Source organism: Achromobacter sp. SX5 (assembly GCF_056711425.1).
In genome coordinates this window covers 4,724,568-4,744,068 of sequence record NZ_CM160041.1, presented here as the reverse complement: position 1 = coordinate 4,744,068, position 19,501 = coordinate 4,724,568, and the positions used below count along the sequence as shown (strand labels likewise).

The window sequence follows — 19,501 nt, the reverse complement described above, 5'->3', positions numbered from 1 at the left end:
TAATCCAGGGCGGGGCCCTTCCGGGGCTCCGCCAATTCGCCTTTTCTCCTATGTTTGCTTTCATACTGCGCCGCCTGCTGCAGGCCGTGGCGGTGATGCTCACCGTCGCGCTGCTGGCATTCGTGCTTTTCCAATACGTCGGCGATCCCGTCACCATCATGCTGGGGCAGGACGCCACCGACGCCGAACGCATGGCACTGCGTGAACGCCTGGGCCTGAACGAGCCGGCCATCGTCCAGTTCGGCCACTTCGTGGCCAACGCCGTGCAGGGCAATTTCGGCATCTCCCTGCGCCAGAGCGAACCCGTATCCGCGCTGCTGAAGTCGCGCCTGCCGGCCACGCTGGAGCTGTCCGTCGTGGCCGCGCTGCTGGCGCTGCTGCTGGGCGTGCCGCTGGGCGTCTACACCGCGCTCAAGCGCAACAGCCTGCTGTCGCAGCTGCTGCTGGCCGGCTCGCTGCTGGGGGTGTCGCTGCCGACCTTCCTGATCGGCATCCTGCTGATCCTGGTGTTTTCCGTGCAACTGGGCTGGCTGCCCAGCTACGGGCGCGGCGATACCGTCGGCATCGGCTGGTGGACGTCGGGGCTGTTCACCGTCACGGGGTGGAAGCACCTGATCCTGCCGTCCATCACGCTGTCGCTGTTCCAGATGACGCTGGTGCTGCGGCTGGTGCGCTCCGAAATGCTGGAGGTGCTGCGTTCGGACTACATCAAGTTCGCGCGCGCCCGCGGCCTGAAGCGCCGCGCCATCCACTTCGGCCACGCGCTGAAGAACACGATGGTGCCGGTCATCACCATCACCGGCCTGCAGCTCGGCGGCATCATCGCCTTCGCCATCGTGACCGAGACGGTGTTCCAGTGGCCGGGCATGGGCCTGCTGTTCATCCAGGCGGTGCAATTCGCCGACGTGCCGGTCATGGCCGCGTACCTGTGCCTGATCGCGCTGGTGTTCGTGGTCATCAACCTGGTCGTCGATCTTCTGTATTTCGTCGTGGACCCGCGCCTGCGCTCCGGGCTGACACGCGGGGGGGCTCACTGATGCGCGCCGTACTCAAACGCTGGTGGGACAGCGACATCGCCTGGGCCTGGCGCCGGGCTCCCGTGGCCATCGCCGCCACCGTGCTGCTGGCGCTGCTGCTCGTCTGTTCCTTCGGGGCCGGCTGGGTGGCGCCGCACAACCCCTTCGACCTGACCAAGGTGGAGCTGCTGGACGCGCTGCTGCCGCCGGTCTGGGAGGCCGACGGGCAGTCCACCTATCTGCTGGGCACGGACAGCCAGGGGCGCGACCTGTTTTCGGCCATTCTGTACGGCACGCGCGTGTCGCTGCTGATTGGCCTGGCCTCGGTGCTGCTGTCCATGCTGATCGGCATCGTGCTGGGCCTGGTGTCGGGATACGCGGGCGGGCGGATCGACGCCTTCATCATGCGCGTGGCCGACGTGCAGCTGTCGTTTCCCGCCATCCTGATCGCGCTGCTGATCGACGGCGTGGCGCGCGCCGCCGTGCCGCGCGAAATGCACGAGCTGATCGCCTTTCCCGTGCTGATCGGCTCGATCGCGCTGGCGGGCTGGCCGCAATACGCGCGCACGGTGCGCGGCTCCACGCTGGTGGAGAAGAACCGCGAATACGTGCAGGCGGCGCGGGTCATCGGCGTGGCCTCGCCGGTCATCATGTTCCGCCACGTGCTGCCCAACGTGCTGGGGCCGGTGCTGGTGCTGGCCACCGTGCACCTGGCCACTGCCATCATCACCGAGGCGACGCTGTCGTTCCTGGGCGTGGGAGTGCCGCCGACGGCGCCTTCGCTGGGCACGCTGATTCGCATCGGCAATGACTTCCTGTTTTCCGGAGAGTGGTGGATCACCATTTTCCCGGGCGCGGCGCTGGTGCTGCTGGTGTTGTCCGTCAATCTGCTGGGCGACTGGCTCCGCGACGCGCTCAACCCCAAACTGAATTGAGGTGTCGCGCATGAGCGCTTTACTTGAAGTCCGCAACCTGCGGGTGGAATTTCCCACCCGCCGCGGCACGCTGCGCGCGCTGGACGACGTGTCGTTCTCCATCCAGGAAGGCGAAGTGCTGGGCGTGGTGGGCGAGTCCGGGGCCGGCAAGTCGCTGACCGGCGCGTCCATCATCGGGCTGCTGGAGCCGCCGGGGCGCGTGGCCGCGGGCGAGATCCTGCTGGCCGGCCGCCGCATCGACAACCTGCCCGACGAGCAGATGCGCCGCGTGCGCGGCCGCGAAATCGGCGCGGTGTTCCAGGACCCGCTGACCTCGCTCAATCCGCTGTACACGGTGGGCCGGCAGCTGGCCGAGACCATCGTCACGCATCTGGACATGAGCTGGTCGCAGGCGCGCAACCGCGCCGTCGAGCTGCTGGCGGCCACCGGCATTCCGGCGGCGCGCGAGCGCATCGACCACTATCCGCACCAGTTCTCGGGCGGCATGCGCCAGCGCGTGGTGATCGCGCTGGCCCTGGCGGCCGAGCCCAAGCTGGTGGTGGCCGACGAGCCGACCACGGCGCTGGACGTATCGATCCAGGCGCAGATCATCGAACTGCTCAAGCGCCTGTGCCGAGAGCACGGCACGGCGGTGATGCTGATCACGCACGACATGGGCGTGATCGCCGAAACCGCCGACCGCGTGGCGGTGATGTACGCCGGGCGCGTGGCCGAGATCGGCCCGGTGGCCGACGTCATCCACAAGCCGCGCCATCCTTACACGGCGGGGCTGATGGGCTCCATTCCCACACTGGACGCGCATGCCGACAGGCTGGTGCAGATCGACGGCAGCATGCCGCGGCTGAACGCGATTCCGCCCGGCTGCGCCTTCAATCCGCGTTGCGGGCAGCGCCTGCCGCGCTGCGAGCGCGACCGGCCCGAACTCATGCCCGCAGGAACGTCACAAGCGGCCTGCTGGCTCCATGAAAACAAAGCGGAGGTGGCGGCATGAGCACCCCCCTGGTTGAAGTCAAGGACGCGGCCCGCTGGTTCGACGTGTCGCCGCCCTGGCTGGAACGCAAGCTGGCGCGCAAGCCGCAGGTGATGCTGCGCGCCGTGGACGGCGTGTCGTTCGAGATCGCGCGCGGCGAGACGCTGGCGCTGGTGGGCGAATCGGGCTGCGGCAAGTCGACCGTGGCGCGCATGCTGGTCGGCCTGTACGAGCTGACGCGCGGCGACATCCGCTTCGACGGCCAGCCCCTGTCGCGCATGGCGGAGCCGGGCGGACGGGCGCTGCGCAAGCGCCTGCAGATGATTTTCCAGGACCCCTATGCCAGCCTGAATCCGCGCTGGCGGGTCGGACGCATCATCGCCGAGCCCATGCTGACCCATACGCGGATGACGCCCGCCGAGCGCAGCGCCCGCGTCGGCGAGCTGCTGCGGCAGGTCGGCCTGGACCCGGCGGACCAGGGACGCTATCCGCACCAGTTCTCGGGCGGCCAGCGCCAGCGCATCTCGATTGCGCGGGCGCTGGCGGTCAATCCGGAATTCCTGGTGTGCGACGAGCCGACCTCGGCGCTCGACGTGTCGGTGCAGGCCCAGGTGCTGAACCTGATGAAGGACCTGCAGCGCGAGCTGGGGCTGACCTATCTGTTCATTTCCCACAACCTGGCGGTGGTGCACCACGTGGCCGACCGGGTGGGAGTGATGTACCTGGGTCGCATGGTGGAAGTGGCGCCGCGCGACGAGCTGTTCGCGCGGCCGCGGCATCCGTACACGCGGATGCTGCTGCAGGCCATTCCCGACATCAACGGCGCGGGCAAGCCGCGCACGGCGGTGGCGGGCGAGGTGCCGAATCCGCTCAATCCGCCGTCGGGCTGCACGTTCCATCCTCGCTGCCCGCACGCCAATGACCGCTGCAAGCGCGAAGCGCCGGCCGCGCTGGCCTCGGGCGTGTCGGTGGTGGCCTGTCACGCGGTGCAGGAGGGGCGGATCACGGTGTGATCCGCGCGGGGCGGTCAGTGGCGGCGGGCGTCGCCGTCCGCTTCTTCGCCCTCATCCTCGTCTTCGTCGTCTTCATCGTCGTCTTCGTCCGGATCTTCCGGCATGGGCTCTTCGGTGAGCGCGAACGGCAGCACGTCTTCCAGGCTGTCGGACCAGGCGGATTCTTCGCCGTCCTGGTCGAGCTTGACGAAGCGCTCGCCTTCGTTGAGCGAGATTTCGATGGCCCAGAGATACAGGCAATCGTAGCTATCGTCGTCGGACGGCGGCAGCCCGCCGCGGTTGCCCAGCAGACGCGCGCCGGGGCCGCCGAGCTGGACGTGGGTCTGCTCGTCGTCGGGCTTGGCGTTCTCGTCCACGGGCACGCCATAGGTCACCCATTCGGTGCCTTCGTCGCCCAGCACCACCTCGGCCAGCACCGGCTTGCCCAGATAGGCGCTCAGGGCGTCGGCGGTCTTGGCCAGCATGTCCAGTTCGGCGGCGTTGAAATGGGTCAGGGAAGCTGGGGGAGTGGCGGAGGCGGACATGAGAGGTTCCTGGGCGCGATGAAGCCGCGACGGCACGGCAATACGAAAGTAAACCGTATTGTCTCGCGATCGGCCCGCGCTTGCATCCGACGCTTGGCCGACGCGATTTTCCCGGGTCAGGGCAGGACGTCGCGGCGGCGCGCGCTGTCGGGCGACGTGCCGGTCAGCCGCTGGAACATGGCGATGAAGGCCGACGGCGTGCTGTAGCCCAGCTCATGCGCCACCGACTGGACCGATCTGCCCGCGTCCAGCAGGCCCAGCGCGCTCACGACCCGCAGCCGCAGGCGCCATTCGTTGAAGGACATGCCCAGGTGCTGCTGGCAGCGGCGCAGCAGCGTGCGCTCCGTGACGCCGGCGCTGGCGGCCCAGTGCGCGGCGCCGCGCTTGTCGCCCGGATGCCGCTGCAGCGCCGCCAGGATGGGCGCGAGCAGCGGGTCGCCGGTGGACGGCAGATAGCTGGCGTAGGCGCGCGCCTGGCGCGCCTGGTCGATGACGATCTGCGCCATCCGCCGGTCTTCGGGCGTATCCGGATAGGTGACCGCCCGCCGTTCGAAGTCGGCCAGAATCGCCCGCATCACCGGACTGATCTCCAGCGTGCAGGGCTGTTCGGGCAGGCCGGCGCATGCCGCCGCCGGAATGTCGATGCAGGCGTAATGCACTTCGTCCTGGTTCTGGCAGCAGTGTTCGACGTGCGGCGGTATCCAGATGGCGTACTGCGGCGGAGACAGGTAGCTGACGCCGCCTATGCCGATTTCCATGATGCCGGAGATCGCGAAATTCAGTTCCGCCCATGGCGAGGCATGGCGGCGCATGCGCGAACGGGGCGTGAAATGCAGGATGCGGCAGGCCAGCGGATAGGGCAGGTGGCCGGCAAGCTGCGGCGCGGAATCGGCGGACGGCATGTCGGAACTTCGCAGGATTTGTCTGTTTCTCATTATATACATCGGGTCAGACACGTCCTACACTTGCTCGCTCCCGTTCTGTTTCGATGTCCCCGCCATGCCCACCCCCGCCGCCGCGCACCCGCCCGCCCGTTATCTGCTGTTTCCCCTGCTGGCGGCCCTGATCTGGTCGGTCAACATGATCGTGACCAAGATGGCCGCCGGCGTGATCGCGCCCGCGGCCATCGGGTTCTACCGCTGGGCGCTGGCCGGCGTGATCCTGACCCCGTTCGCGCTGCCCGGCGTATGGGCGCAGCGCCGCCAGATCCGGCCCAACCTGCTGAAGTTCGCGGTGCTGGGCGGGCTGGGCATGGCGCTGTACCAGGGCCTGGCCTATGTGGCGGCCGCCAGCACCACGGCCACCAACATGGGCATCATCACCGCCATGATTCCGCTGATGACCATCGCCGTGGTGGCGGTGGTGCTGCGCGAGCGGCCTTCGGCGATGGCGATGCTGGGCGGCCTGCTGTCGCTGGCCGGCCTGGCGCTACTGATAGGCGAGGGCGATCCGGCCCGCCTGCTGGCGGTGGGCGCCAATCGCGGCGACGTGCTGATGGGCATAGGCGCGCTGGCGTACGCGCTGTACGGCGTGCTGCTGCGCCGCTGGGCGCTGCCCGTGGGGCCGTGGCAGTCGCTGTACGTGCAGGTCGGCTTCGGCGTGCTGTTCCAGCTGCCGGCCTTCCTGCTGGCGCCGGCCTCGCCGCTCAACGGCGAGAACCTGCCGCTGGTGCTGTACGCCGCGCTGTTTCCGTCGCTGTTCGCGCCTTTCCTGTGGATGCAGGGCGTCAAGCACCTGGGGCCGAACCGCGCCAGCATCTTCCTGAACGTGATGCCGGTGGCCACGGTCGCCATCGCCGCGCTGTTCCTGGACGAAAAGCCGCACGTGTTCCACATCGTCGGCGGCGCGATGGCGCTGGCCGGCGTGATGCTGGCGCAGATGCGCGTCGGCCGCGCGGCGCAGCAGCCCCGCGCGGCCTGACGGCGCGCGCGCCCGCGGGCCGGGGTTCCGGCCTACAATCAGCGGTTTATCAGCTATATCTCCGATACGAGCCCATGGCCCAATACGTCTACACCATGAACCGCGTCGGCAAGATCGTGCCGCCCAAGCGGCAGATCCTGCGCGACATCTCGCTTTCGTTTTTTCCTGGCGCCAAGATCGGCGTGCTGGGCCTGAACGGCTCGGGCAAGTCGACGCTGCTGAAGATCATGGCCGGCGTCGATAAGGAAATCGAGGGCGAAGCCATCCCCATGCCGGGCCTGAACATCGGCTACCTGCCGCAGGAACCGCAGTTGAACCCCGAGCACACCGTGCGCCAGGCGGTCGAGGAAGGCCTGGGCGCCGTCGTCACCGCCAAGAAGCGCCTCGACGAGGTCTATGCCGCCTATGCCGAGCCGGACGCCGATTTCGACGCGCTGGCCGCCGAACAGGCCGAGCTCGAAGCCATCATCGCCGCCGCGGCCTCCAGCGGCGCCGACGACATCGAGCACCAGATGGAAATCGCCGCCGACGCGCTGCGCCTGCCGCCCTGGGACGCCGTGATCGGCAACCTGTCCGGCGGCGAGAAGCGCCGCGTCGCGCTGTGCCGCCTGCTGCTGTCCAAGCCCGACATGCTGCTGCTGGACGAGCCCACCAACCACCTGGACGCCGAAAGCGTGGAATGGCTGGAGCAGTTCCTGCACAAGTTCCCGGGCACCGTGGTGGGCGTGACCCACGACCGCTACTTCCTGGACAACGCGGCCGAATGGATCCTCGAACTGGACCGCGGCCACGGCATTCCCTGGAAGGGCAACTACAGCTCGTGGCTGGAGCAGAAGGAAGACCGCCTCAAGCAGGAAGAGGCCTCGGAATCCGCGCGCCAGAAGACCATCAAGAAAGAACTGGAATGGGTGCGCCAGAACCCCAAGGGCCGCCAGGCCAAAGCCAAGGCGCGCCTGGCCCGCTTCGAGGAACTGTCGTCCTACGAATACCAGAAACGCAACGAAACCCAGGAAATCTTCATTCCCGTGGGCGAGCGCCTGGGCAACGAGGTCATCGAATTCAATAACGTCAGCAAGGCCTACGGCGACCGCCTGCTGATCGACAACCTCAGCTTCAAGGTGCCGCCGGGCGCCATCGTCGGCATCATCGGCGCCAACGGCGCCGGCAAGTCGACGCTGTTCCGCATGATCGCCGGCCGCGAGCAGCCGGACTCGGGCGAGGTCAAGATCGGCCAGACCGTGAAGCTGGCCTACGTGGACCAGTCGCGCGACGCGCTGGAAGACAAGAAGACCGTGTTCGACGCCGTGGCCGACGGCGCCGACCTGCTGACGGTGGGCAAGTTCGAGATGTCCTCGCGCGCCTACCTGGGCCGCTTCAACTTCAAGGGCGGCGACCAGAACAAGCTGGTGGGCCAGCTGTCCGGCGGCGAACGCGGCCGCCTGCACATGGCCAAGACGCTGATCGCCGGCGGCAACGTGCTGTTGCTTGACGAACCGTCCAACGACCTCGACGTCGAAACGCTGCGCGCGCTGGAAGACGCCTTGCTGGAGTTCCCCGGCAGCGTCATGGTGATCAGCCACGACCGCTGGTTCCTGGACCGTATCGCCACCCACATCCTGGCTTTCGAAGGCGATTCGCAAGTGGTGTTCTTCGACGGCAACTACCAGGAATACGAAGCGGACAAGAAGCGCCGCCTGGGCGAAGAGGGCGCCAAGCCCAAGCGCCTGCGGTACAAGGCCTTGAAGTAGGATGGGTGCAGCGCGAGAATCCTTAGGCAAGAACCCAGGTATCGAACGCGCGTAACCCATCAGGCGGCGCCAGCCGCCGCCTTTCGTGGCAAGAGACGAATGCCGGCTTTCGCCGGCCGATGGGTTACGCGCGCTCGATACCGGAATTCTTGCCCGCAAGTCCGCGCGCTGCACCCATCCTACAATCACCATCACGCCCGCAACCGCAACCCGGCACCTTCCTTCAGGAGTCCAGACCATGCTGCTTTCCGCCGCCGATTCCACCTTGCTGATCGTCGACATGCAGGGACGGCTGATGCCGGTGATCCACGAAGGCCAGGCCGTGCTCGACGCCGCGCACAAGCTGGCGCAGGCCGCGCGGCTGCTGGACGTGCCGGTGGCCGCCACCGAGCATCACGCCAAGATGCTGGGCGCGACGGTCGAGCCGCTGCGCGCGCAGGTGCAGACCACTTTCCAGAAAATGCATTTCTCTTCGGCGCTCGAACCCGGTTTCGAGGCCTGGCTGCCGGCGGGACGCAAGACGGTGCTGGTGGCGGGTTGCGAGGCGCACATCTGCGTGCTGCAGACCGTGATCGGCCTGCTCGACCTGGGCTATCACGCGGCCCTGGTCAGCGATGCCGCGGGTTCGCGCAAGCCGTCCGACCATCACGCCGCGCTGCGCCGCGCGCGCGCCCACGGCGCTGAAATCGTCACGTCGGAAATGGCGATTTTCGAGTGGATGCGCACTTGCGAGCACCCGCGCTTCCGCGAGGTGTTACGTCTGGTCAAATAGCGCCGGCCGCCTGCAACACAGTCCCCGGGGGATGCAAAGATTCTCTCGCCCTTTGACACAATTCATGGGCAAACCTAACAGCCAGCGCAAGAATATTTTGCGATCCTGAAGGTTCCAAACCCGCAAGGGAACCGCGTGCTCGCGTCCTGTTTCATAGGCGCGGTCCCGGGTATGAGAATAGGAACCACACCATGAAAATCGCATCTCTCTCCAAAATCTGTGTCGCGCTGGCGATGACCGCCGCCATGGCCGGCTGCTCTTCCTGGGACGGCATGAGCCATCGCCAGAAAAGCGCCGTCGGCGGCGCTGCGTTGGGCGGCGTGGCTGGCGCCGTGATCACCAACGGCGGCGTCCTCGGTACGGTGGGCGGAGCGGCGATCGGCGGCGTGATCGGCGATCAGGTCGGCAAGCGGCGCTAAGCACGGCCCGCCCCATGCAAAACGCCCGGCATCGCCGGGCGTTTTTTGTGGCCGCGCGGGGGCGGTCTCAGGTTTCGTTCTGCGGCATTTCGATCTTCACCTCCAGCACTTCCAGCGTGTCCTGGCGTTCCAGGTGCACCTTGATGTCGTTGGGGTTGATCTTCACGTATTTCGAGATGACGGCGATCAGTTCCTGCTGCAGCTGCGGCAGGTAGTCGGGCGAGTCGCCGCGGCCGCGCTCGTGGGCCAGAATGATCTGCAACCGCTCCTTGGCGACGGAAGCGGAGGTCTTCTTTTGACCGAGTAGAAACGACAGGAAGGACATTGCTTACTTGCCTCCGAACAGGCGTTTCAGGAAACCGGGCTTTTCATAATCGGTAAAGCGCAGGGCCTTGTCTTCGCCAAGGTAACGGGCCACGACGTCCTTGTAGGCTTCGGAGACGTCGGAGTCTTTCAGGTGGATGGCCGGCAGGCCCTGGTTCGACGCCTGCAGCACCGATTCCGATTCGGGGATGACGCCGATCAGCTTGATGCGCAGGATGTCTTCGATATCGGTCAGCGACAGCATTTCGCCGTCGACCACGCGCTTGGGGCTGTAGCGCGTCAGCAGTAGGTATTCCTTGACCGGCTCGTCGCCCTCGACCGCGCGCTTGGACTTGGCCGACAGGATGCCCAGGATGCGGTCGGAGTCGCGCACGGACGAGACTTCCGGGTTGGTCACGACCAGCGCGTCGTCGGCGAAGTAGGCGGCCATCAGCGCGCCCGTCTCGATGCCGGCGGGCGAGTCGCAGACGATGTACTCGAAGCCCATGCCCTTGAGGTCGTTGATGACCTTTTCCACGCCTTCCTGCGTCAGCGCGTCCTTGTCGCGCGTTTGCGAGGCCGGCAGGATGAACAGGTTCTCGAGCTGCTTGTCCTTGATGAGCGCCTGGTTGAGCGTGGCTTCGCCCTGGATCACATTGACGAAGTCGTACACCACGCGGCGCTCGCAGCCCATGATCAGGTCGAGGTTGCGCAGGCCGACGTCGAAGTCGATGACCGCGGTTTTGTGGCCCCGCATCGCGAGTCCCGCAGAAAAACTGGCGCTGGTCGTGGTCTTGCCCACGCCGCCTTTGCCGGAAGTCACCACAACAATGCGTGTCATGACGATCAAACCCTTATGTTCGAATAAATCGCGTTATCGTAAAGCAAAAAGCCTTTGTAAGGCTTCTTACAGGATGTGTTGAAAGTTGCGCAGTCGCAATGCCGGCGCCGGTTCCAGGCCCGCACGGCTCACGCCTTCAAGGCCTCGATGCGCAGCGTGTCGCCGTCCAGCCGCACCAGCGCCGGCTGGTTCTGCAGGCTGCGGTCCAGCTTGTCCTCGACCACCCGGTAGACGCCGGCCACGGCCAGCAGCTCGGCATCCAGATGCGTGGTGAAGACGCGCGCCGACGTGTCGCCGCGCGCGCCGGCCATGGCCTTGCCGCGCAGGGGGCCGTAGACGTGCACGTTGCCGTCGGCGATGACTTCGGCGCCCTGGCTCACCATGCCGATCACCACCAGGTCGGTGTGCCGCGCATAGACGCGCTGGCCGGAACGCAGGGGCCGGGTGATGACCAGCGCCGACGACGAATGCGGCACGGCGGGCGTGGGGCTGGCGGCCGCGGTGGCGCCGCTGGCTTCGCGCTCGGGCAGGGGCTCGCTGTCGGGCTTGGCCGCGGCCGGTTCGGCCGGCGCGGGCGCGGTTTCGATGGCGGCGGCCGGCACCGAAGGCACGGGCGTGGCGACGTCGTTGGGCGGCGCGGTGTCGATGACCGGGGCCGGACGGGCCGCGGGCGTGGACAGCTCCACCGGGGTCAGCCCGGCGGCGCGGGCGGCCTCCAGGTTGGCGCCTTCGGCCACGACGCCGATGGGGGGCAGGTTATGGCCCCGCAGCGCCGCCAGCAGGGCGGTCCAGTCGATGGTCTCTTCGACGCGGCTGGCGTCGATGACCACCGGTTCGTTCTCGAAGAAGCTGCCGGCGTCCGTCATGCGCTTGGCCAGGGCGGCTTCCAGGCGTTCGGGATCGGCGCTGTGCAGAACCACCCTGATCGCATACAGAGTGGCGCTTTTGAAGTCCAGGGCTAGGGATTCAGTGTTCATCTTGGTCGTGGCTGCTGGCGGTCCGGGCGTCTGAAACGGCAGGCGCGCGGCCGGCTGCGGGATGTCGGGCATGATAACCCGCCGTACGTCCCAGGGGAGTGTTTCCACAGGGGGAGCGGGCAAGGAAAAGGCGCCTTGCGGCGCCTTTCGCGGACAGTGCGGATCCGGGGCGCCTCAGCCCTGGGCCCAGGAGTCGCGCAGGGTCACGATGCGGTTGAGCACCGGCGCCTCGGGCGTGGAATCCTTGGCGTCGGCCACGAAGTAGCCCAGGCGCTCGAACTGCCAGGTCGCGCCCGGCGAGGCCACGGTGCCCGGTTCCAGCCAGGCCGTGACGGTCTGCTTGGAATTCGGGTTCAGGCAGGTCAGGAAGTCCTTGTCGCCGGCGTCGGGACGCGGGTCGGCGAACAGCCGGTCGTACAGGTGGATCTGGGCCGGCACCGCGTGGGCCGCGCTGACCCAGGTGATGTTGCCCTTGACCTTGACGCTGTCGGCGCCCGGCGTGCCGCTCTTGGTGTCGGGCAGGTACTCGGCATGGACCTCGACGACCTCGCCCGCTTCGTTCTTGACGAAGCCGGTGCAACGCACCACGTAGCCGTACTTCAGGCGCACGGTGTTGCCCGGGAACAGGCGGAAGTACTTCTTGGGGGCTTCCTCGCGGAAATCGTCGCGTTCGATCCAGAGCTCGCGCGACAGCGGGAACTCGCGCTGGCCGGCCTGCGGATCGTGCGGGTTGCGCGGCGCGGTACAGATCTCGCTCTGGCCTTCCGGATAGTTGGTGAGGACCAGCTTGATCGGGTCCAGCACCGCCACCGAACGGGCGGCCACCGGGTCCAGGTCGTCGCGCACGGCCTGTTCGAGCAGGCTGTAGTCGATGCGCGAGTCGGACTTGGAAACCGCGGTGCGGTCGCAGAACAGGCGGATCGACGACGGCGTGTAGCCGCGGCGGCGCAGGCCGAAGATAGTGGGCATGCGCGGGTCGTCCCAGCCGTCCACGTAGCCTTCGCGCACCAGCTGCAGCAGTTTGCGCTTGCTGGTGACGACGTAGCTGAGATTCAGGCGCGCGAATTCATACTGGTGCGGCAGCGGGCGGGCCAGCTTGCCCAGCTCGGCCAGGCGTTCCAGGATCCAGTCGTAGAACGGACGCTGGTCTTCGAACTCCAGCGTGCAGACGCTGTGCGTGATGCCTTCGAGCGCGTCTTCGACCGGATGCGCCCAGCTGTACATCGGATAGATGCACCACTGGTCGCCGGTGCGGTGGTGGGTGGCGTGGCGCACGCGGTACATGACCGGGTCGCGCAGGTTGATGTTGGGCGAAGCCATGTTGATCTTCGCGCGCAGCACCAGGCTGCCGTCGGGATGCTTGCCATCGCGCATTTCGCGCAGCAGGGCCAGCGATTCCGCGGCCGGGCGGTCGCGCCAGGGCGAGTTGACGCCCGGCTCGGTCAGCGTGCCGCGGTTGGCGCGGATCTCGTCGGCGCTCTGTTCGTCGACGTAGGCATGGCCGGCCTCGATCAGCGCTTCGGCGAACTCGTACATGTAGCCGAAGTAGTCGCTCGCGAAATACAGGTTGTCGTTGCCGTCGGCCTTCCAGTCGAAGCCCAGCCAGTGCACGGCCTCGATGATGGCGTCGACGTATTCCTGGTCTTCCTTTTCGGGATTGGTGTCGTCGAAGCGCAGGTGGCAGACGCCGCCGAAGTCGCGCGCCAGCCCGAAGTTCACGCAGATGCTCTTGGCGTGGCCGATGTGCAGGTAGCCGTTGGGCTCCGGCGGAAAGCGCGTGCGGATGCGGGCCGGATCCAGACCGCCCTGCTGTTGCTGCGCCGCCGGGCCAGGCTTGCCGGCCCAACGCTTGCCAGCGTAGCGGTTGGCGTCGAGATCGTCCTGGACGATGTTCAGCAGGAAGTTTGAGGCGGCGGGGGTCGGCGTCGTGGCGGAGGTCATTCTTGAAAGAATAGGAAAAAGCGGCGACAAAGCGTCAATTTTGCCATGTTCCGCCGCAGATCCCTTTTCAGGGCTGGCGCAACCGGTTTCAAACTGTCCCCACAGTCTTGTAACTGGCTCTACACTACGGCCCATCATGGACATATCCACCTTATCCCTGGCCCGCGCGCAGTTCGTGGCCAGCCTGAGTTTCCTGGCGCTGTTCCTGGCTGTTTCCCTGGCGCTCGCCTGGGTGCTGCTGTTTTTCAAGGTCCGGGCGCGCTGGTCCGGCCTGCCCGGTTGGACGGCCGCCTACCGCTTCTGGGTGCGCATCTTCGCGCTCGCCTTCGTGCTGACGCTGGCGGCCAGCGTGCCCGTGCTGATCCAGCTGGGCAGCCTGTGGGCCGGGCTGATGGACAAGGTCGGCAACGTGGCCGGCCCCTTGCTCGGCTACGGCATTCTTTCCGTGTTCATCCTGAAATCGTGTTTCCTGGGCGTGATGCTGTTCGGCCAGCGGCGCGTGTCCGACGGCGCGCACACGATGGCCGTGCTGATGGTGGCGGTGGGGCAGCTGGTGGCGGTGTTCTGGGTGCTGGCCCTGCAATCCTGGATGCAGACGCCCGACGGCGCGCTGCTGGTCGACGGCCGCTACCAGGTCTACGACTGGGTGGCCGTGGTGCTGAACCCCTCGGTGGGGTGGCGCATGGCCGTGGTGGCGGTGGGCGCGGCGCTGGCCGCCTCGTTCCTGATGATGGGCGTGACCGCCTTGCAGGCGCTGCGCCGCCCGCTGGGCGACGGCGAGCGCAACGCGTTCAAGACCGCGCTGGTGGTCGCGCTGGTAGCCGCCTTCCTGCAGATCCCGGTCGCGACCGGCGCCGGCCAGCTGGTCGCCAAGCTGCAGCCGGCCAAGGCGGCCGCGGCGGCCGGCTACTGGGAAAGCGGCGCCGAGCCGGAGCTGGTGCTGTTCGGCTGGCCCGACGCCCGCAACCATCGCAACCTGGCCGACGTGACCGTGCGCAATGCGGGCGGGATGTGGCTGCACCGCAATCCTGACGGCACCTACCAGGGGCTGGACAAGTATTCGGGCATGCTGCCGCCGGTCGCGCTCACCTTCCTGTCGCTGCGCGTGGCGGCCGGGCTGGGCCTCTTGATGCTGGCCGTGGCCTGCGTGACCTTTCTGTGGACGTTCCGGCGCGGGCTGGACCTGTCCACGCTGCCGCGCTGGTGGCAGCGGGTGGTGTGCGGCATGATGTTCTCGGGCGGCATCGCCGTGGTGGCGGGCTGGTGGGTGTCGGTGATCGGGCTGCAGCCCTTCGTGGTCAACGGCACCGTCACCCAATCGGAAGTGCTGGGTTCGGTTTCGTCCAACACCGTGCTGTACGGCCTGATCGGCTACGGCGTGTTGTACGCCGTGCTGCTGGCCGCATTCGCCGGCATGCTGTTCCACGCGGCGCGCTACGGCGTGGTGCCGGTGCGCAAGCTGGCCGGAGGTGCGCCATGATCGCCATGCTGGCCGCTTCGCAAGGCCTCAATCCCGACGACCCCTCGTTCTGGATGCCGCTGGCGTTCATGGCGCTGCTGTTCGTGGTGATCGCCGCGGGCATGGTGCTCGATGGCTTCGACCTGGGCGTGGGCATCCTGCTGCAGCTCGCGCCCGAGCACGAGCGCGGCCGCATGATGAGCCTGCTGAGTCCGTGGCGCGACGCCAACGAGTTCTGGCTGCTGCTGGGCATGGGGCTGTTCGCCTCGGCCTTTCCGTTCGCCTGGGGCGCGGTGCTGGGCAAGCTCTACGGGCCGCTCACCTGCATGGTGCTGGGCGTGGTGCTGCGCAGCGTGGCGTTCGAATTCCGCATCCGCGCGCGCAACGAAATGAAGCCGCGCTGGATCTTCGGCTTCTGGGCCGGCTCGCTCATCACCGCCTTCGGCCAGGGCATGCTGCTGGGCCGCATCGCCACCGGCTACCAGTCCGACGCCGGCTACGGCTGGTTCTCGGTGTTCGTGGGCCTGTGCGCGGTGGCGGCCTATATCCTGCTGGGCGCGGCCTGGCTGGTCATGCGGGTCGACGGCGACCTGCAGCGGCGCGCGGCCAACTGGGCGCGCCACGCCATCCGCTGGACGGCGGTGGGCATGGTGTCGATCGCGGTGACGCTGGGGCTGGCCAACGCCGGCATCTTCTACAAATGGAGCAACATCGCCCACCTGAGCGTGGCCGCCACGGTCTGGGTGCTGATGCTGGCCGGCTTCGTCGCGGCCGAAATGCTGCTGGCGCGGCTGCCCGGCAAGGCGGACCGTTTCAGCTGGCTGCCCTTCGTGCTGTGCGTGGCCCTGTTCCTGCTGATGCTGAGCGGCCTGGCCTACAGCCTGTTCCCCTATCTGATCCTGGACGACATGACGATCTGGGACGGCGCGGGCGCGCTGGGCTCGATGCGGCTGGTCCTGGCCGGCGCGGTCGTGGGCGTGCCGGTGGTGCTGGTGTTCAACATCCTGGCCTACCGCTCGGTGTTCGGCAAGGAACGCCCGCCGGTGCCGCTGCTGCCGCCGCCGGCGTGAGGGGTGGGGGCGGCCGTGATGCCGATTTGATGCGGGCCGGGATGCCGACTGGGATGCTGGCCGTGATGTCGACGGTGATGCCGGCCGTGATGCCGACGGTGATGCCGGCCGTGATGCTTGCGTAGGATGGGTGCAGCGCGAGGGGATTTGGAAAAGGACGCGGGCCTCCAGCGCGCGGAACCCATCGGCCGGCGCAAGCCGGCATTTGTCTCTTGCCTCGAAAAGCGGCGGCTTGCGCCGCCTGATGGGTTACGCGCGCTCGACAGCTGAGTTCTTGCTTAAGAATTCTCGCGCTGCACCCATCCTACGGCCCCCCGCCAACCACACCCTCATCAAACGATCGGCCTGGACACCCGCTGCAGGATTTCCTCGCCGTAGGCTTCCAGCTTGCGCGCGCCCACGCCGCTGATGTGGCTCAGCGCGTCCATGGAGTCGGGCTGGGCCAGCGCGATTTCGCGCAGCGTGGCGTCGTGGAAGATGACGTAGGCCGGCACGCCGTGGCTCTTGGCCACTTCGCCGCGCCAGGCGCGCAAGGCTTCGAAGACGGGCTGCAGTTCGGGCGGCAGGTCGATGGCGGCGGCCTTGGGGCGGCCGCTGCCGGTCTTGCCCGAGCGCGGTTTCTTTTCCGATTCGCGGCGCAGCATCAGCTGGCGCTCGCCCTTGAGCACGGCGCGGCTGCCTTCGGTCAGGGCCAGCGTGCCGTAGCCTTCGTTGTCCACGGTCAGCAGGCCCTGCGCCAGCAGCTGGCGCAGCACGCCGCGCCATGCGGTGTCGCTGAGGTCGGCGCCCACGCCGAAGACGCTCAGGGTTTCATGGCCATGCTGCCTGGTGCGGTCGGTGACCTTGCCGCGCAGGATGTCGATGATGTGGCCGGCGCCGTAGCGCTGGCCGCGTTCCTTCCATAGCCGGTAGACGGCCGACAGCACTTTCTGCGCCGCGACGGTGCCGTCCCAGGCCTGGGGCGGGTCGAGGCAGACGTCGCAGTTGCCGCAGGCCGTGATCTGCTGGCCGAAGTAGGCCAGCAGCCGCACGCGCCGGCATTCCACGGTTTCGCACAGCCCCAGCATGGCGTCGAGCTGCTGGCCCAGGCGCCGGCGGTAGGCGTCGTCGCCGGGCGATTCGTCGATCATGCGGCGCTGCTGCACCACATCCTGCAGGCCGTAGGCCAGCCAGGCGGTGGCGGGCAGGCCGTCGCGGCCGGCGCGGCCGGTTTCCTGGTAATAGCCTTCCACGGACTTGGGCAGGTCGATGTGCGCGACGAAGCGCACGTCGGGCTTGTCGATGCCCATGCCGAAGGCGATGGTGGCCACCATGACCACGCCGTCCTCGCGCAGGAAGCGCGCCTGGTTGGCCGCGCGCACCTGCGCGCTGAGCCCGGCGTGGTAGGGCATGGCGTCTATGCCCTGGTTGCACAGGAATTCGGCGGTCTCTTCCACCCGCGCGCGCGACAGGCAGTAGACCACGCCGGATTCGCCCTCGTGTTCGGTGCGGATCAGGTCCAGCAGCTGCTTGCGTACCTCGTTTTTCTCGACGATGCGGTAGCGGATGTTGGGGCGGTCGAAGCTGGCGACGAAGTGGCGCGCCTCGTCCAGCGACAGGCGCTGCGCGATTTCGCGGCGGGTGGCGTCGGTGGCGGTCGCGGTAAGCGCGATGCGCGGCACGTCGGGCCAGCGCTCGTGCAGCATCGACAGGCCCAGGTATTCCGGCCGGAAGTCGTGGCCCCATTGGGACACGCAGTGGGCCTCGTCGATGGCGAACAGCGCGATGCGGCCGCGTTCCAGCAATTGCAGGCAGCGGTCGGTCAGCAGGCGTTCGGGCGCCACGTAGAGCAGGTCCAGCTCGCCGGCCAGGAAGGCCTGTTCGACCTCGCGGGCCACGCGCCATTCCTGGGTGGAGTTCAGGTAGGCGGCGCGCACGCCCAGTTCGGTCAGGGCGTCGACCTGGTCCTGCATCAGGGCGATGAGCGGCGACACCACGATGCCGGTGCCTTCGCGCACCAGCGAGGGCACCTGGTAGCAGAGCGATTTGCCGCCGCCGGTGGGCATGAGCACCAGCGCGTCGCCGCCGCCGATCACCTGATCGACAATGGCTTGCTGGTCGCCGCGGAAGGATTCGTAACCGAAAACGCGCTGCAATACGCTGAGGGCGCGCGCGTCAGACATGGGGGTAGGCCGGAAGCATCATGGCAGGGATTTTAAGCCCCAAATCCGGCGGGCCGTCGCGCCAGGGAGATTTCCGTCCGCTACCAGTTCAGCCAGGTGCCGCGCATGAAGGTGTCGACCGGCATGCTGAGGTTGGCGCGCCACTCGTAGTCGCCCGACAGGATGTCGCGGTCGGCGCCGACGGCCAGCTGGACCTTGGGCGCCACGAACATGCTGTGCGACAGCCCGACGCGCTGTTCGGCCTGGGTCGAGCCTTCGCGCAGGCCCGAATAGGTGCCGCTGAAGGTGCCCCAGCCCGAAATGGGGACGCCCGCCGACAGCGTGTTGCGGGTCTGGCCCGTGGCGGCCGCGCCGTCGGCATACATGGACAGGTCGCCGAAACCCGCGCCCACCTGTTCGGCCGTATAGCCCAGGTGGACCAGGTTGGCCACCTCCACGTTGTAGCCGAAGCGGTAGCGCCAGGCGTTGACCGCGTCGAACGAGCTTTGCGTGGCCCCGGCCTGGAAGGTGCCGTATTCGCCGGCGGCGTAGGTGGTGCCCATGCCGCGGGTGGTGAGCGAAGGCGCACTCTGCATCTGGCCTTCCAGGGTGAGGGCCGGCGTGAGGCCGTAGCGCACGCTGCCGCTGCCTGCCGAGGCCCCGTAGTCGACGGCGCCCGAGCGCGCCGCCGGGTCCATGTTGTTGAGCAGGCCGACGGACGAGGAATAGCCGAAGGCGCCTTCGGCGATGGTGGGGCCCGTCCCGGCCCAGTTCGAGATCTGCAGCCCGCCCACGGGGGCGCCGCTGCCCCAGGCCGGGGCGGCGGCGGTGATGTTGCCGACCGCGATGGAGGGGCCGGCCGTGTTGCGGTAGACCCAGTTGCGGCTGCCGCCATAGCGCAGGCCGTCCTGGCCGCTGACCGAGGCGAACCAGGGCCGGGACGGGCGCGCCACACCCGAGATCACGACCACGGGAATGTCGCCTTCCTCCAGCGCGAAGGAGTAGTCGGGCGCGGCCTCCTCGGGGGCGGTGAGGGCGCGGCAGTCGACCGCCGGCGGCCGGACGTCGCCCGACAGCTCGGCCCCGGTGCCGGGAATGCTCAGTTCCGGCGTCTGGCCGTCGCCGCCGCCGTGCACGCGGGTGTCGATGGCGGGTTCCAGGGTCTGCAGGTCGCAGGGGGAGGGGTCCAGCGGCACCGCGCGCGCGCCGATGGCGGGCGCGGGACGCACGGGGATGGTCTGGACCGGCGCCAGCGCGCCGATGCCGCGCACCCAGCCGGCCGGCGTGCCGGACGCGGGCAGCAGGGCGTCCGCCGCGCTGCCGGCAGCGGCCGGCAGCGGGCCCAGCGCGGCCGCGGCCAGGATTGCGCGCAGCAGCCAGTTTCGCCGGAAGAATGCAGGGGCGGGCATAGAAACCAGTGTAGAAAGGGAGCGCCGCGGATGCTGTGAACGT

General features: G+C 68.0%; 18 protein-coding genes. 10 read left to right on the top strand and 8 right to left on the bottom strand.

Going from position 1 to position 19,501, the window contains the following annotated elements:
* Positions 1 to 50 precede the first annotated feature (50 nt).
* Genes AC1M14_RS22225 through AC1M14_RS22210 form a run of 4 tightly spaced genes read left to right on the top strand, consistent with a single transcriptional unit; the run spans position 51 to position 3,934 of the window.
* Positions 51 to 1,037 carry an ABC transporter permease gene (locus AC1M14_RS22225; protein ID WP_102775550.1) on the top strand — a complete coding sequence of 329 codons (987 nt, stop codon included), beginning with the start codon at positions 51 to 53 and terminating at the stop codon, positions 1,035 to 1,037.
* Entirely contained in the window at positions 1,037 to 1,951 is a 915-nt protein-coding gene (locus AC1M14_RS22220; protein WP_479730472.1) for an ABC transporter permease, read from the top strand. The genes AC1M14_RS22225 and AC1M14_RS22220 overlap by 1 nt, the downstream gene beginning before the upstream one ends.
* Before the next feature lie 10 nt (positions 1,952 to 1,961).
* Positions 1,962 to 2,942, top strand: coding sequence for an ABC transporter ATP-binding protein (locus AC1M14_RS22215; RefSeq protein ID WP_111826682.1), 981 nt, complete (start codon positions 1,962 to 1,964; stop codon positions 2,940 to 2,942).
* Entirely contained in the window at positions 2,939 to 3,934 is a 996-nt protein-coding gene (locus AC1M14_RS22210) for an ABC transporter ATP-binding protein (protein WP_479730471.1), read from the top strand. The genes AC1M14_RS22215 and AC1M14_RS22210 overlap by 4 nt, the downstream gene beginning before the upstream one ends.
* 14 nt (positions 3,935 to 3,948) lie before the next feature.
* Here the strand turns inward: AC1M14_RS22210 and AC1M14_RS22205 are convergent, their stop codons facing one another.
* Positions 3,949 to 4,458, bottom strand: a complete 510-nt coding sequence (locus AC1M14_RS22205; protein ID WP_102775553.1) for a hypothetical protein — start codon at positions 4,456 to 4,458, stop codon at positions 3,949 to 3,951.
* 116 nt (positions 4,459 to 4,574) lie between these two features.
* Entirely contained in the window at positions 4,575 to 5,360 is a 786-nt protein-coding gene (locus AC1M14_RS22200; protein ID WP_479730470.1) for an AraC family transcriptional regulator, read from the bottom strand.
* Positions 5,361 to 5,457: 97 nt separating this feature from the next.
* Here AC1M14_RS22200 and AC1M14_RS22195 point away from each other — a divergent pair, with 97 nt between their 5' ends.
* The 4 genes from AC1M14_RS22195 to AC1M14_RS22180 all read left to right on the top strand — a co-directional run bounded on the left by AC1M14_RS22195 (position 5,458) and on the right by AC1M14_RS22180 (position 9,317).
* Positions 5,458 to 6,378: a DMT family transporter gene (locus AC1M14_RS22195; protein ID WP_102775555.1), complete on the top strand. Its 921-nt coding sequence runs from the start codon at positions 5,458 to 5,460 to the stop codon at positions 6,376 to 6,378.
* Positions 6,379 to 6,452: 74 nt separating this feature from the next.
* Positions 6,453 to 8,126, top strand: coding sequence for an energy-dependent translational throttle protein EttA (gene ettA, locus AC1M14_RS22190; RefSeq protein WP_102775556.1), 1,674 nt, complete (start codon positions 6,453 to 6,455; stop codon positions 8,124 to 8,126).
* A gap of 238 nt (positions 8,127 to 8,364) precedes the next feature.
* Positions 8,365 to 8,898: an isochorismatase family protein gene (locus AC1M14_RS22185; RefSeq protein ID WP_102775557.1), complete on the top strand. Its 534-nt coding sequence runs from the start codon at positions 8,365 to 8,367 to the stop codon at positions 8,896 to 8,898.
* Positions 8,899 to 9,089: 191 nt separating this feature from the next.
* Positions 9,090 to 9,317, top strand: coding sequence for a glycine zipper 2TM domain-containing protein (locus AC1M14_RS22180; RefSeq protein WP_102775558.1), 228 nt, complete (start codon positions 9,090 to 9,092; stop codon positions 9,315 to 9,317).
* A gap of 67 nt (positions 9,318 to 9,384) precedes the next feature.
* Here AC1M14_RS22180 and minE read toward each other — a convergent pair whose 3' ends face one another.
* From minE to AC1M14_RS22160, 4 genes are all read right to left on the bottom strand, one after another.
* On the bottom strand, positions 9,385 to 9,642 hold the full coding sequence (gene minE, locus AC1M14_RS22175; RefSeq protein WP_102775559.1) for a cell division topological specificity factor MinE: 258 nt from the start codon (positions 9,640 to 9,642) through the stop codon (positions 9,385 to 9,387).
* 3 nt (positions 9,643 to 9,645) lie between these two features.
* Entirely contained in the window at positions 9,646 to 10,461 is an 816-nt protein-coding gene (gene minD / locus AC1M14_RS22170) for a septum site-determining protein MinD (RefSeq protein WP_102775560.1), read from the bottom strand.
* 128 nt (positions 10,462 to 10,589) lie between these two features.
* Positions 10,590 to 11,438 carry a septum site-determining protein MinC gene (minC, locus tag AC1M14_RS22165; protein WP_102775654.1) on the bottom strand — a complete coding sequence of 283 codons (849 nt, stop codon included), beginning with the start codon at positions 11,436 to 11,438 and terminating at the stop codon, positions 10,590 to 10,592.
* Between the two features lie 174 nt (positions 11,439 to 11,612).
* On the bottom strand, positions 11,613 to 13,379 hold the full coding sequence (locus AC1M14_RS22160; protein WP_102775561.1) for a glutamine--tRNA ligase/YqeY domain fusion protein: 1,767 nt from the start codon (positions 13,377 to 13,379) through the stop codon (positions 11,613 to 11,615).
* Positions 13,380 to 13,515: 136 nt separating this feature from the next.
* Here AC1M14_RS22160 and AC1M14_RS22155 point away from each other — a divergent pair, with 136 nt between their 5' ends.
* Entirely contained in the window at positions 13,516 to 14,859 is a 1,344-nt protein-coding gene (locus tag AC1M14_RS22155; protein ID WP_479730469.1) for a cytochrome ubiquinol oxidase subunit I, read from the top strand.
* Positions 14,856 to 15,908 (top strand): cytochrome d ubiquinol oxidase subunit II, encoded by a 1,053-nt coding sequence (locus tag AC1M14_RS22150; RefSeq protein WP_102775563.1) that lies wholly within the window; start codon positions 14,856 to 14,858, stop codon positions 15,906 to 15,908. The genes AC1M14_RS22155 and AC1M14_RS22150 overlap by 4 nt, the downstream gene beginning before the upstream one ends.
* 332 nt (positions 15,909 to 16,240) lie before the next feature.
* On the opposite strand, the gene recQ is transcribed toward AC1M14_RS22150, so the two are convergent.
* Together recQ and AC1M14_RS22140 are read right to left on the bottom strand one after the other, a co-directional pair.
* Positions 16,241 to 18,070, bottom strand: a complete 1,830-nt coding sequence (gene recQ / locus AC1M14_RS22145; RefSeq protein ID WP_102775564.1) for a DNA helicase RecQ — start codon at positions 18,068 to 18,070, stop codon at positions 16,241 to 16,243.
* 80 nt (positions 18,071 to 18,150) lie between these two features.
* The gene (locus AC1M14_RS22140) at positions 18,151 to 19,458 is read right to left on the bottom strand and encodes a fimbria/pilus outer membrane usher protein (protein ID WP_209166739.1); all 1,308 of its coding nucleotides are present in this window, start codon (positions 19,456 to 19,458) and stop codon (positions 18,151 to 18,153) included.
* Positions 19,459 to 19,501 lie beyond the last annotated feature (43 nt).